This is a genomic window from Erythrobacter sp. S57(2025) (genome assembly GCF_057365055.1).
Map to the genome: position 1 here is coordinate 2,849,664 of NZ_CP200299.1, position 12,492 is coordinate 2,862,155.

Annotated in this window: 16 protein-coding genes; 9 read left to right on the top strand and 7 right to left on the bottom strand. The window is 55.1% G+C overall.

Annotated features, from left to right (window positions below; translation table 11 throughout):
* Positions 1-33: 33 nt before the first annotated feature.
* Positions 34-411, bottom strand: coding sequence for a MerC domain-containing protein (locus tag AC0V6N_RS13605; RefSeq protein ID WP_486172079.1), 378 nt, complete (start codon positions 409-411; stop codon positions 34-36).
* Between the two features lie 157 nt (positions 412-568).
* On the opposite strand from AC0V6N_RS13605, the gene AC0V6N_RS13610 reads away from it, so the two are divergent.
* The 5 genes from AC0V6N_RS13610 (at position 569) to rpsI (ending at position 3,918) form a co-directional block, all read left to right on the top strand.
* The gene (locus AC0V6N_RS13610; RefSeq protein WP_486172080.1) at positions 569-1,648 is read left to right on the top strand and encodes a COX15/CtaA family protein; all 1,080 of its coding nucleotides are present in this window, start codon (positions 569-571) and stop codon (positions 1,646-1,648) included.
* Positions 1,645-1,977, top strand: a complete 333-nt coding sequence (gene cutA, locus AC0V6N_RS13615) for a divalent-cation tolerance protein CutA (protein WP_486172081.1) — start codon at positions 1,645-1,647, stop codon at positions 1,975-1,977. Before AC0V6N_RS13610 ends, cutA begins: the two co-directional genes overlap by 4 nt.
* A 26-nt stretch (positions 1,978-2,003) precedes the next feature.
* Complete coding sequence (locus tag AC0V6N_RS13620) at positions 2,004-2,759, top strand: hypothetical protein (RefSeq protein WP_486172082.1); 756 nt, start codon at positions 2,004-2,006, stop codon at positions 2,757-2,759.
* A 161-nt stretch (positions 2,760-2,920) separates the two neighbouring features.
* Entirely contained in the window at positions 2,921-3,400 is a 480-nt protein-coding gene (gene rplM / locus AC0V6N_RS13625) for a 50S ribosomal protein L13 (RefSeq protein WP_486172083.1), read from the top strand.
* Complete coding sequence (gene rpsI, locus AC0V6N_RS13630; protein ID WP_486172084.1) at positions 3,400-3,918, top strand: 30S ribosomal protein S9; 519 nt, start codon at positions 3,400-3,402, stop codon at positions 3,916-3,918. The genes rplM and rpsI overlap by 1 nt, the downstream gene beginning before the upstream one ends.
* Before the next feature lie 84 nt (positions 3,919-4,002).
* Here the strand turns inward: rpsI and AC0V6N_RS13635 are convergent, their stop codons facing one another.
* The 3 genes from AC0V6N_RS13635 to AC0V6N_RS13645 all read right to left on the bottom strand — a co-directional run bounded on the left by AC0V6N_RS13635 (position 4,003) and on the right by AC0V6N_RS13645 (position 5,403).
* Positions 4,003-4,200 (bottom strand): hypothetical protein, encoded by a 198-nt coding sequence (locus AC0V6N_RS13635; protein WP_486172085.1) that lies wholly within the window; start codon positions 4,198-4,200, stop codon positions 4,003-4,005.
* Between the two features lie 121 nt (positions 4,201-4,321).
* Positions 4,322-5,071 carry a metallophosphoesterase family protein gene (locus AC0V6N_RS13640; protein WP_486172086.1) on the bottom strand — a complete coding sequence of 250 codons (750 nt, stop codon included), beginning with the start codon at positions 5,069-5,071 and terminating at the stop codon, positions 4,322-4,324.
* Between the two features lie 59 nt (positions 5,072-5,130).
* Positions 5,131-5,403 carry a hypothetical protein gene (locus AC0V6N_RS13645; RefSeq protein ID WP_486172087.1) on the bottom strand — a complete coding sequence of 91 codons (273 nt, stop codon included), beginning with the start codon at positions 5,401-5,403 and terminating at the stop codon, positions 5,131-5,133.
* A gap of 229 nt (positions 5,404-5,632) precedes the next feature.
* Between AC0V6N_RS13645 and AC0V6N_RS13650 the strand changes: the two genes are divergently transcribed.
* Positions 5,633-5,953 carry a UrcA family protein gene (locus tag AC0V6N_RS13650; RefSeq protein WP_486172088.1) on the top strand — a complete coding sequence of 107 codons (321 nt, stop codon included), beginning with the start codon at positions 5,633-5,635 and terminating at the stop codon, positions 5,951-5,953.
* 101 nt (positions 5,954-6,054) lie between these two features.
* Here the strand turns inward: AC0V6N_RS13650 and AC0V6N_RS13655 are convergent, their stop codons facing one another.
* From AC0V6N_RS13655 to fumC, 3 genes are all read right to left on the bottom strand, one after another.
* On the bottom strand, positions 6,055-6,822 hold the full coding sequence (locus AC0V6N_RS13655; RefSeq protein ID WP_486172089.1) for a LytR/AlgR family response regulator transcription factor: 768 nt from the start codon (positions 6,820-6,822) through the stop codon (positions 6,055-6,057).
* A 9-nt stretch (positions 6,823-6,831) separates the two neighbouring features.
* Positions 6,832-8,076, bottom strand: coding sequence for a sensor histidine kinase (locus AC0V6N_RS13660; protein WP_486172090.1), 1,245 nt, complete (start codon positions 8,074-8,076; stop codon positions 6,832-6,834).
* Positions 8,077-8,157: 81 nt separating this feature from the next.
* Positions 8,158-9,603 (bottom strand): class II fumarate hydratase, encoded by a 1,446-nt coding sequence (fumC, locus tag AC0V6N_RS13665; protein ID WP_486172091.1) that lies wholly within the window; start codon positions 9,601-9,603, stop codon positions 8,158-8,160.
* Positions 9,604-9,807: 204 nt separating this feature from the next.
* On the opposite strand from fumC, the gene AC0V6N_RS13670 reads away from it, so the two are divergent.
* From AC0V6N_RS13670 to AC0V6N_RS13680, 3 genes are all read left to right on the top strand, one after another.
* On the top strand, positions 9,808-10,407 hold the full coding sequence (locus AC0V6N_RS13670) for a protein-L-isoaspartate O-methyltransferase family protein (RefSeq protein WP_486172092.1): 600 nt from the start codon (positions 9,808-9,810) through the stop codon (positions 10,405-10,407).
* A complete protein-coding gene (locus tag AC0V6N_RS13675; protein WP_486172093.1) occupies positions 10,407-11,891 on the top strand; it encodes a TolC family outer membrane protein in 1,485 nt (494 codons plus the stop codon). The genes AC0V6N_RS13670 and AC0V6N_RS13675 overlap by 1 nt, the downstream gene beginning before the upstream one ends.
* A 61-nt stretch (positions 11,892-11,952) precedes the next feature.
* Positions 11,953-12,429 carry a DUF2497 domain-containing protein gene (locus AC0V6N_RS13680; RefSeq protein ID WP_486172094.1) on the top strand — a complete coding sequence of 159 codons (477 nt, stop codon included), beginning with the start codon at positions 11,953-11,955 and terminating at the stop codon, positions 12,427-12,429.
* Positions 12,430-12,492 lie beyond the last annotated feature (63 nt).

Below are 12,492 nucleotides of genomic sequence, written 5' to 3' on the forward strand. Positions count from 1 at the left end.
ATGCGCAACTGTGAGTTTTGTCGAAAAGTCTACTTAACTCGAGGCGCGCAAGTTCCAGATATGACCCAGAGAGACGAGCGCGACGCCAACGATCGTCAAGACTGCCTCTTGAACGCCATGTGGTGACGCGAGCGCTCCGCCCATCATAACCAGGCCTGCAGCTGCCACCAAAAACGGTTCGCGCTTACGATGCAGCATCGCACCCCAGCCAATGGCCACAGCTGCGATCAGAAGAGCGGCGAGCAATGCAATGCGGTGGAACTCTTCGGCTAGGAACAGATTTCCACCAACACCCAATCCCGAAACAAGCGCGATCGTCGCGACGCAATGCATGGCGCATAGCGCAGACACGGCGATGCCGGTCTTGTCGAGATTTCGACGCAATTTGGAAGGCGCGGGAGATTCGTACATGCTGGGTGTGCACATATGTAATAGTATAACATTGTGCAAGCCCAATCCCGTCTTCAAATCAACCAAATCGGACAAGGGTTTCGATTTTCGCATCAAAACCCGCGCTGATCAGGCTTGCAAGCGAGGCAGGCACCGTACATCTACGGCCAACACTCCTATGGCGAGCCAATCCATATCCTTTCAGGGCGCAGCCCCCCTTGCCCGGCCATTGGCGATCGCGCGCTGGCTTGAGGTTGTTGCTGCGTTTGTTGTGCTCATCGTTTTGGTCGGTGGGATTACCCGGCTCACTGAAAGTGGTCTTTCGATCACGGAATGGGAGCTGGCCACGGGTATATTGCCGCCCTTAACCCAAGAAGCCTGGGTAGCCGAGTTTGCCAAATATCAGGCGACGCCGGAATACAAGCTTGAAGCCAGCTTGGGCGGAATGAGCCTGGCCGATTTCAAATTTATCTATTTTTGGGAATGGTTTCATCGTCTGCTCGCCCGGATGGTGGGCCTGATTTATTTTCTCCCGCTGGTCTGGTTTTGGGTAAAAGGTGCGATCCCCGAAGGATTCAAAGGACGGCTGGTTGCATTGCTCGCACTTGGCGGATTGCAAGGATTGTTTGGATGGCTGATGGTGCAGTCGGGTCTGGTCGGCGACATGACGGACGTTAGCCATTTTCGTTTATCGCTGCATTTGCTGACCGCCCTCTTGCTGCTCGCATTATTGGTTTGGACGGCAAGAGATATGCGGCGTGTGGCTCGTGAGCCAAGCGCAGGTGCCGCGCCGTTTACACTCGGCTCTGCCATCATTGCGGGCATCTTATTCATCCAGCTTTTGCTTGGCTCCTGGGTCGCCGGATTGAATGCCGGGCATGCTGCGTATGATTGGCCTACCATGAACGGCGCACTCATCCCTGATTTGGAGACGCCACGCGGTATAATTTGGGCCGTAACGCATGACCCCAACCTACTTCACTTTCTGCATCGCTGGTGGGCCTGGATTGCGGTTGCAGCGCTGATCGTTCTTGCGAGACGCGTGCGTCAGACTGACAGGTTTGCGTCAATCGCGGTTCACACAACCTTTGGGACGATGGTGCTGCTTGGCATTGCTACGGTTTTATCTCAGGTCGAACTCTGGATCGCAGCAGCACACCAACTCAATGGCGCTCTGTTGGTCGCCGCAGCGGCCTGGGCCATGCATAGCGATGGGGTCAGGACGCAAAGAAAGCGGACTACCGCAGGTTTCGCATGAGCTCCGCTAGCGCAGCATTAGTTTGGTGCCCATTTCCAAGCTCGGATGCAGCGCATCAGGCGGCAAAGACACTACTCAGCGAAAGATGTATCGCTTGCGCAAATATAATTCCCAATATCGATTCCATGTTTTATTGGGAGGGCGAAGTGATGACCTCTAGTGAAACTGGCGTGCTATTCAAAACAACTTGTGAACAAATGGAAAAAGTCATTGCGCGTTTGGGAGACATTCATCCCTATGATATACCTGCGGTCGTGGCTTGGCGTTGTGACGAGGCTCTGCCGACAACTTTACAATGGTTGGGGTCAACAGTTCAAAAGGACACGTAGGTTCCAGTGAGTGGATGCAAGACTGAATGCGTGAGCAATCAATGGATGTGAAGAAATTGACCGCTTCTCGCCGTAGCGTGGTGGGAGCAGTTTTGGGATTGAGTTGTTTTGGTGGGCCTGCCTTTGCTGCACGAGCGGCGGCCAATCCCGCACAAGTGGCTCTGCCGCCAACTCCAATGGTGCTTTCACGCCGCCAGGAACGCTCATTGCATGACGGTGAGTTAATCCGAGTTTCGCGCAGTTGGCAGGTTCAATTCGAACGCAATAGCGATGGAATTGTGATTTCAGGTACGCAGTTGAGTGTGTCGGTTGATGCGCCTGTTGCGCTTGAACCACTCGCGGATATTGAAGGATCGCGCTCCACTGATGGCATGTGGCCCATCGTGCTGACGGCCAATGGCAGGATCTTGAGCGCGGGCAGTGATGTTCGCCCAGGTGACTTTGCTGCCGCAGTAAAGCAGGCAGAAGAAATTATCCGAAATGATGTTAGTGCGGCATCCGATCACGCAACACGGCTCGAATATCTGAACCGATTGCAAAATGTCGGCTCATCACTCCTTGATCAATTGCCTAGTGATCTCTTCTATCCAACCGGATCACCACAGCGATCACAACGTGAGGTCGAATTGCCTGGGGGCCTGACCGGGCAGTTTGAAGTTTCTTATGATGCGCGGCCATCGATAAAGGGGGCCTGGCTGAAGAATGCCGTGCGGCGGGTGACCACACGCATTGGGCAGACCGAGAAATACGCGCTTGAAGAATGGTCTCTTTCGTCGATCTAATTCCGCTAAATATTTTCGCGGTATTATTTTACCTCCCCTGAAACCCCCGGTTTTGGTTGACTTACGAGCTGTGAAGCGACAAACGCGCGCTTCTTTGCGGTTCGGCCATTCGGCACGGCCGTGATTCGAATTCACCCCTTTGTTTTAAGGACACATCAGCCATGAAGGCGCTCAGCAAACAGACCCGGTCAATCAAGCCGGCCGAGGTCGAGAAAAAATGGCACTTGATCGATGCCGACGGCCTTGTGGTCGGTCGCCTCGCATCAATCGTCGCCAACATCTTGCGCGGCAAGCACAAGCCAAGCTTCACTCCGCATGTCGATTGCGGTGATCACGTGATCATCATCAATGCTGACAAGGTTAAGTTCACCGGCAACAAGTCGACCGACAAGATCTATTACAAGCACACTGGCCACCCCGGCGGCATCAAGGAAACAACGCCTGCGAAAGTTCTCGAAGGTCGTTTCCCAGAGCGTGTGATTGAAAAAGCAGTGTTCCGTATGATCCCTCGTGGTCCTCTGGGCCGCGATCAGATGCGCGCACTCCACCTTTATAATGGCACCGAGCATCCACATGATGGGCAGAACCCAACTGTGCTCGACGTTGCTTCTATGAACCGCAAGAACAAGGTTTCCGCATAATGGCTGACGAAACGAACACCGTCTCCGACCTGTCGGATTTAAAGGACATTGCTGGCGATGCGCCTGCAGCTGACGCGGCTGAAATCGCTCAGAACCCTGCAGCACCGCTCCGCGAGCAAGAATTGGACGCGCAGGGCCGCGCTTATGCAACCGGCCGCCGCAAGGACGCAAAGGCTCGCGTTTGGGTAAAGCCTGGCACAGGCAAGGTCACTGTGAACGGCAAGGATCAGGAAGTGTATTTTGCACGTCCTACGCTTCGTCTTATCATTGACCAGCCGTTCACGATCACTGATCGTCAAGGTCAGTATGACGTTGTGGCAACCGTAAAGGGCGGCGGACTTTCAGGCCAAGCTGGTGCGGTTAAGCACGGCATCAGCCAAGCACTCGCCAAGTACGAGCCAGAGCTTCGCGCTGCGGTTAAAGCCGCTGGCTTCCTCACTCGCGATAGCCGCGTTGTTGAGCGTAAGAAATACGGCCGCGCGAAAGCCCGTCGTAGCTTCCAGTTCTCGAAGCGTTAAAGTTCTCGAACTTCTCGAAACGAGAAAGGGCGGCCTTCCCATTGGAAGTGCCGCCCTTTCTATATGTGGTCTTGGATCGAAACCTTAGCGCTGGAGCAATAGCAGACCCCAGAACAGGCCGGTCCCGGCGAGGAACATTGGCCAAGACCAATAGAGGGTAAAATCATCCACACGCACAGCCTCAATGGCCAGTTGACCACCGGCAGTACCTTGCGAACCGATCACCACTGCAACGCAGCCTGAAACGACCGCGCCAAAGATCATCGCTTTCAAAAGCTCCATCACGTCACTCCATTGCTGCGCCGAATTCAGCTCGATAAGCCGCGGCGCTACACCAATTATCCCAAAGAATGCGTTAACATCGCTGCGCCAAAGGCGGTTAAGAATTGACTGGCTCAGGTTACTACGTGGCCGCAGTCAGATTGCGCAGTTCAGAGTGGATATGGCCGCCTGCTTCACAAGTCAGCACTCGGTAACAGGGCGGCGCGCCATGTCGCAGCCTGGTGGACAGGGTGCCAATCCCGATCATGCGCATCTTGGATCCGGACACCTCACGCACCTCATCAAAGGGCCGATGGATATGTCCAGAAAGCACAGCATCAGCGCCTGCTCTCGCCAATGCCTCGAACGCCTTCGTGCCACCGATTGTCGGGTTTCCAGAGCCAACCGCCGGGCCAAGCAACGGATGGTGCGCGGTAATGAGTTTGGTCCGCCCATCTCCTTCAAGTGAACGCAGACGCTCTAGCGTTTGCGCCAATGCGCTTGAAGTAACAATACCGTCCGACCACGGAAAACGTGGCTGCGCGCGCACTGTCGTCTTCAAGGGAATGAGTACAATATCTTCGCTCGCAAATTCACCGCCTACACGGTGAACAAGCTTGCGATACCGTCGGTATGGATCGGTAAACCGCTCAAATAGATTATAGTACGGCATGTCATGATTGCCGGGATCTAAAACGACCGGCATGTCAAACTGAGCAAACCACCGTGCAGCGGCTTCATATTCCGAATGCTTAGCACGCTGGGTCAAATCGCCCGTACATACCACCAGATCGGGCTGCTCTTCCACAATCGCCCGCGCCACCAAATCGAGCGCGCGCCGATCTTCAACCCCAAAGTGCACATCGCTAAAATGAAAAAGGCGAGCGGTCATAGTGGTCCCAGCATGAATCGCGATTGGTGTTTGGGCACAAGCGCCAATCGATGTTCACCCTATACTCTGCCGCTTAATATCAGCCATGCCGAAAATGCATTGAGGCTGGAGTACCCAGCATAGGCCCACACAAGTCCAGACCAACCATTCGCAGCGAGCAACATCGCAGCCACCAAAACCAGAAATTCCGCGACCAGAGTTAGGCGGATACCCAGCAATTGAACAAAGCTCGGCATTTGTCCGACCAGCGGGTGGCCGCTTTCAAGGACCGCACGATGCAGCGCAAAGTTTCCGATTCCCAAAAGGAACATAAGAGCAAGTGAGAGAATCATGGCATGACAATATGGCGTAAACGCCAGTCGATGGAAAATCACCTTTGGTCGGGCCTGATCAAACTTCCGACAATTTGCTCGCCGCCAATCAAGCGCGGATGATGGTTTGATCGACGATCGAATGACGGGCGATGCGCATAGGCGTAATTCTTCCAATCAGCAGAGCGGTCGTATCCCCAGTTCGAACCCCCGCTCGAACACGAACGCCTCTGCTGACAGGAGAGAATAGATGAAGACCCCTAATCGTCTTTTGACACTTACCGCCGCTTCCATCGGTCTGGCTTTCACCGCAACGCCCGCATTCGCTGGCGAAGAAGATGTACACACACAGGAAATCAGTACTGCTGGGCTAGACCTGAGCACCGCTGAAGGACAACGCCTTCTCGATCAGCGAATTGAGCGTGCCGCACGGCAAGTATGTCAGGTTGATCGCCCGCAAGTAGGTACACGCATTGCGTCTTTCGCCGCACGCGAATGCCTTACCAAAGCGCGAGCAAGCGCGCAGCGCCAAGTCGCTTCAATTGTAGCAAGCCAACAACGCGGCGGTTGAACCGTGAACCTCACTCTGCGCGATCCGAAAGCGCAGCAATTGCGGCTCGAACCCTATCAGTCCCGGGGTTCGGGTCGCTTCTTTTTTGCTTCCTAGAAATCCTAGCGGCCAGCCATTGCCTTTACCTTGGAGAGGTATGTCCGGCCAATTCGAAGAGCTTCGCCGTTCTGCAGCTCTGCCGACCACACACCCAATCCATCGTGACGCAGACCCCGAATGTTGTCGCGGCGCAATATCGTAGACCGGTGAATTCGGATGAACTCATCTGGGTTGAGGCGCGCTTCCAGCCCCGCGATGGTTTGCAAAAGAAGATAAGAGCGCGAGTCCGCTTCATTCTCGTCTGGATTGCCCACATGCAACCTTACATAGTCGCGCTCAGCATCGATCTGATGGACTTCGCTCACCGCGATGCGCAGGAGTTCGGAACGATGGGGCACCCATAGCTCTTCGAGCCATTCGCTGGGTGTTTCCTTACGCTCACCGCGGCGCGCGACGGCGCGCTCGATCGCGCGCTCCAACCTGTCGGCAGACACTGGCTTAAGCACATAATCGATGGCTTCCAAATCGAACGCTTCGACCGCGAAGTGATCATGCGCAGTCACGAAGATCACCGCGGGTGGCTCATCGCTCTCAGTCAGTTTGCGCGCAACGCCAAGTCCATCGAGCTCCGGCATCGTCATGTCGAGCAATACAAGGTCCGGGTTCAGCTTTTCCGTGAGCCGCAATGCCGCGGCGCCATCGCTGGCTGTGCCAACCACACTAATCGCGGGCAGCTCGGCGCAAATCACTTGGATGCGCTCGACCGCAAGTGGCTCGTCATCGACGATCAGCGTGCGCAGAGCGTCTGTTTGATTTTCGGTATCAGCCATAATTCTTGATCACTGCTTTGAGGGGCGCGAGAGGGGGATGCGTATCTCGGTCTTGTAGCCATCAGGCATTGGCGCAGATGTAAACGCAATGTCTGGTCCAAACCGCGCTTCCAACCGGTCGCGCACATTGGCAAGGCCAATGCCAAATCCATGCGCGGCGCCTTCGGGCACGCCTGGACCGTCATCGCTAACCGTTACGACTAACCGGTCAAATTCCTCGCGTGCCGCAACCGTAATGGTCACTGGCCGCGCGACAGCGGACACGGCATACTTGACCGAATTCTCAACCAAAGGCTGAAGGATCATACCCGGCACGCGGGCCTTTTCCAATTCAGGAGGCAGGTCGAAAACAGGGTTCAGCCGGTCAGGGAAGCGAACCGCTTCAATATCTAAATACAGCGATTGGAGGTCAAACTCGTCCTTTAAATACACATCGCTCGTCGGCTCATCAGCAAGACTGTGGCGGTAGAAACGACTGATTGTCTGGATCATCCTCTCTGCCCGTTCCGCCTTGCCTGTCATCACAAGAGCAGAAAGCGAATTGAGGGTGTTGAAGAGGAAGTGGGGGTTCACTTGATAGCGCAAACTGCGCAATTCAGCTGCCTTCGCCGCTGAGCGAAATTCCTGCTCTCGCCGCTCAGCCGCGCGCGCCTGGAACCCGGCCAACATGGCAAAGTAGGTCGATGCCCAAGCAAGCAGCAAGAAGTAACGACCCAGAGCTATCTCAAGCACCGCTTTCCAAGTCTCCTCGCGCATGGAAGCCGGGGCGACTATCAAAGATTCCGATAATTGCGGTCGCTCTGATCCGCTTGGGTCGGGGGCCTTCACCTTGATCCCGTCAGGCAAATCATACAGCAGATTGCCTTCATCATCAAAGCGGAAACCACGATCTTCGGCAAACTGCTGCTCAAGCTCTTCCTGAATATCTTGAAACGCAAAGTGATTGATCTGACCAATCGCGACCGCAACCGGTATGGCAAATACAATAGAAGCCCCGATCTTAGCCCACAGCGCCTGACGGTCTACCAACCGCAGCAGCAGCCAAAGACCTATGGTGAGAATGACGCCGGCAATCGCGACCAATCCACGGCGCACGGCCATTTCGACCTGCATGTCCAGGTCAAAGATGTAACTGCGCAGTGTGATCAATATGAAATAGGTCGCCCACAGCACGACCATCGAAAGCAGCACCGTTCGAAACGGCACGCTGGGGCGGGCGTCTTTTGAACGCGCAGGTGTGTTGCTCAGATCCATAACGAAATTGTCACATAGCGATCAGCCAACAAAAGCGCCAACCAGTCGTCGGTCTGAGTCTTCACTTGGTCGAATGCTGGATCAGGCCCGTGGCTTGATCATTTCCGCAGGAACCACCCATTGCGCAAACTGCTCTTCGGTGAGCAGACCAAGCTCAAGCGCTGATTGCTTGAGCGTGGTGCCATCCGCATGGGCCTTTTTCGCGATCTTAGCTGCATTGTCATAGCCAATATGCGGATTGAGCGCCGTCACCAACATCAGGCTTTCATTCATGAGTTGATCGATCCGCGCAGTGTTTGCTTCGATTCCCGTTACGCAATTGTCGGTGAAGCTGCGCGACGCATCGGTCAGCAATCGGATCGACTGCAGCACGTTGTAGATCATCACTGGTTTGAAGACATTGAGTTCCAAATGTCCGTGCGAGCCTGCCACGCTGACGGTTGTGTTGTTACCCATCACTTGCGCGCATACCATTGTCAGCGCCTCACATTGCGTCGGGTTCACCTTGCCCGGCATAATTGAGGAGCCTGGCTCATTCGCGGGCAGTGCAATCTCACCCAATCCAGAGCGCGGGCCTGATCCCAGTAGGCGAATATCATTCGCCACTTTCATAAGGCTAACGGCGATTGTGTTGAGTGCCCCGGAAAGCTCTACCAGCGCATCATGAGCGGCCAGTGCTTCAAACTTGTTGGCTGCCGTTACGAATGCATGGCCGGTTGAGGCCGCAACGTGTTCTGCAAACTTTTCGGCAAAACCCGCTTTGGAATTTATGCCAGTGCCAACAGCGGTTCCGCCTTGAGCAAGCTCAAGCACACGCGGCAATGCGTTCTCAAGCCGCGCTATCCCGTATTCAACCTGTTTGACATATCCAGAAAACTCTTGGCCCAGCGTGAGGGGTGTGGCGTCCTGAAGATGGGTGCGACCAATCTTCACGATATCTGCAAACGCGGTCGCTTTGGCGTCTAGCGCACTATGGAGATGGGTTAGAGCAGGGATTAATTGTGCGATTGTTTCGCTCGCAGCGGCAATATGCATAGCCGTTGGGAACGTGTCATTTGAGCTCTGGCCCATATTGCAATGGTCGTTGGGATGAACAGGCTCTTTGCCACCATGTTGACCGGTCAGGATTTCGTTGGCGCGGCTGGCGATGACTTCATTGGCATTCATATTCGATTGGGTGCCAGATCCAGTTTGCCAAACGCTAAGAGGAAACTGGTCCGAAAGCGTTCCGTCAATCACTTCGCCAGCGGCAGCGACAATTGCATCACCTAGTTTGGCATCAAGCACGCCTAAGTCCATATTTGCCTTGGCCGCAGATCGCTTTTGGATACCCAACGCTTTGACAAGCGGTGCAGGCATGGTCTCAGTGCCGATATCAAAGTTGGCGAGACTGCGCTGGCTCTGTGCTCCCCAATGCGCGTCTTTCGGAACGGCGACGTCTCCCAGAGAGTCACTTTCGATACGCACATCGCCGATGGCTCCGAAGATCGTCCCGTCATTATGCGTAGTCTTGCCAATGTCACTCATCGAATGTCTCCTGGTATCGGTCGAATCCGGGTCCGTTTTGTGCCGGTTCGTGAATATTGCAGCCCCCATATGCCGCCCTGCCTAAGCAGGTCAAAGGGAAGGTGCGGTTTGCGCTTGTCCAAATTGCTTGGAACTGACGCGCGTGAGGGCTAGGAAGGGTTGACGGACTGTATTGTAGTACTAATACAGTTATTCGGAGTAGTTATGAGCACCACCACTATGACGCGCGATACCACTAAAGCTCGCAAAGCAATGATCGACAGCCAATTACGCACTAGCGGCGTAAATGAGGAGTTCGTTCTTGGCCGCATGCTTGCAGTGCCGCGCGAAGATTTCTTGCCAGCCGATAAGGCCAGCCTTGCCTATATCGATCGCGCCATCCACCTTGAAGATGGTGGCCATCTTGCCTCACCTCTCTTTTACGGCAAACTGCTTTTGGAAGCGGCTCCAACCGCGCAAGACAAAGTATTGCTCGTTGACGGCGGCACTGGCTACTGCGCTGATCTAATCGCGCCGCTGGTGTCAGATCTGACGATTGTGACCGCTGCTCAAGCTGCCGCAGGAGAGGTGCCCAAGGGCCCCTATTCTCTGGTCTTGATTGATGGAGCAATTGAACAATTGACGCCGGCGCTCGCCAATGAGCTTGAAGATGGCGGACGCGTGGTCAGCGGCCTTTTGTTGCGAGGCGTGACGCGGCTCGCTTCAGGTAAGAAAGTTGCAAATCATCTCCCGTTGGAGCCAATTGAAGATCTTGGCATTCCGGTGATCCACGCATTCGACAAGCCCAAGAACTGGACCTTTTAATGCCACAACGCTTTCGCTTGAAACACTTTGCAAAGGCTGCCTCGAGCTTAACGGTTCTGGCCCTAGCCGGTTCTGCGGTTTCGGCGCAGGCAGAAACACTGCGCGATGCACTTGTCGCGGTTTACAATACTAACCCAACCCTCGAAGCAGCTCGGGCAAGCCAGCGTGCAACGGACGAAGATGTGCCGATTCAAAGAGCGCCCGGTCTGCCCAGCGCCACTGTCACCGCTACACATATCGAGTTTCTGCAACAGTCTTCAAACTCGTTTACCGCCCCAGAGCGAAACCTCGGTGTAAACGCCTTGCTTAGTGTGCCGATCTATTCAGGTGGCGCGGTTCGCAATGGCATCTCTGCCGCGCGGGAACGCGTCGCAGCTGGGCAAGCAGACCTACGCGGCACTGAAAGCTCAATATTCAGCCAAACGGTAGCCGCTTACATGGATGTTTTGCGGACCGAGGCACTCGCTCAACTTGCGACAAATCAGGTGGAAGTCCTGCGCGTCACTTTCGAATCGACCAGCGACCGGTTTGAAATCGGGGACCTCACCCGGACGGACGTAGCCCAAGCGCAGTCGCGCTTGGCAGTGGCTCAAGGTGACCTGCAAACATCCTTGGCAAATCTCGTCAATGCGCGCGAAGTCTATATTCAATTGGTCGGACGATCGCCGATGGGCCTCGAAGCTCCTCCTCCACTGCCTGGACTGCCAGAAACCGTGGGCGAAGCTGTGGTCACTGCGCTTGACAACAATCCCGACTTGATCGCTGCCAAAGAACGGGCTGAGGCAGCGGGTTATGACACCGAGGTCGCCGGATCATCGCGGCTGCCGACTGTCTCTCTCTTTGCAAATTACGATTACAGCGATTTCTTCGGAACGCTCGGCGGGCCCGTCGCCAATACGTTTCAACAAAGCGAAACGACAGCGAATGCCGGTGTGCGTATCACGATCCCACTGTTTCAAGGTGGGCGCCCCGCTGCCCTCCAGCGCCAAGCTGGAGCACGCGAAAGCGCCGCACTGGAACAAGTCATCGTCACTGAGCGAAGCATTATCCAACAAACCCGGTCGGCCTATTCAAGCTGGGACGCGTCCAACGCCGTAATCCGCAGCTCTCAAGCCGCCGTGGAGGCCGCGGAGCTGAGCCTTGAAGGCGTGCGTGCGGAAAATTCGATCGGAAACCGCACAATCATTGATGTGCTCAACGCAGAGCAAGAATTGCTTTCGGCGCGCGCACAATTGGTCACCGCTCGGCGCAACGCATATGTCGCAGGATTCAGCCTGCTGGCGGCGATGGGCAAAGCAGAAGCGCGTGATCTGAACCTAGATACAGGCGGTCCGCTCTACGATCCTCAGGTCAATTATGATCGCGTCTCAGGCCGCTTTATCGATTGGGACCGCGATCCAGAACCTTCCCCAAATTCGACCAGAACCGTTGACATTGAAGCAGCAAATGCATTCATAGGGCCAGTTTTAGAGCCAGACGAATAGCGGTTTTCGGTGATTCGTATGGTTAATGCGAATTCACTCGCGCCAATATAGGGGCATTCTCGTGGCGAACGAAAACGAAGCATCGGTCGAAGAGATCTTGGAGTCGATCAAGAAAGTGATCGCACGCGATGCGAATGAAACCACCCTGCCTGCGCGCAAACTGAAATCCGATACAGTTGAGCCCGCCGATGAGCTTGCTCACAGCCAGGACGAAGAAGGCATCTTGGATCTGTCTGAGATGGAGCTTTCTGAAGTGGTCGACACTGATGAGCACGATGGACAAGAGCAAGACCCAGATGCGCCGCTAATCACTGAAGAAGTGCGCGGCGCGATGCAGGAAAATCTCGCTGCTTTGGCCATGCTTGCAGAACCGGGTGCCAAACCGCAGATCGTCCGCTCAGGAGAGACTTCTCTTGAGGGGCTGACACGCGAATTGTTGCGCCCGATGCTTGCAGAATGGCTTGACCAGCACCTTCCGGGCATGGTCGAGAAGTTGGTTCAGGCTGAGATAGCACGGATCGCTGGCAAGCGCGGTTGATCCTACACCTGACTAGTGCTGGTTTCGCTGGTATCTAAACGACGCTGTCGTTAGGCTATTCGC